The organism is Cedecea sp. B1(4), assembly GCF_059414925.1.
Map to the genome: position 1 here is coordinate 1 of NZ_JCAHMZ010000106.1, position 289 is coordinate 289.

General features: G+C 19.7%; 1 protein-coding gene. It reads left to right on the forward strand.

Features of this window, described 5'->3' with window-relative positions; genetic code table 11:
- The coding region (locus ACR6JA_RS22265; protein WP_494599576.1) for a hypothetical protein at positions 1-289 on the forward strand (289 nt) is incomplete at both ends.

Here is a 289-nt window from a genome sequence, read left to right on the forward strand (position 1 = left end):
AAAAAAACAAAAAACCAAAAAACAAAAAAAAACCAAAAAAAACAAAAAAACAAATATCACAAAAAAAAAACACCCAGAAAATGATAAAACAACAAAAAAAAAAACTTATACAACAAATTTAAAAAAAAAAAACACACCAAAAAAACCACAAACAAAACAAAAATACCGTAAAAAAAAACCAAAAAAAAAGGAAAAAAACAACAAAAAAAAAAACCCAGCTATAAAGAAAAAAAAAAAAAATTATGAGGAACAAACAAAAAAAAAAAAAAACACACACACACAAAAGATA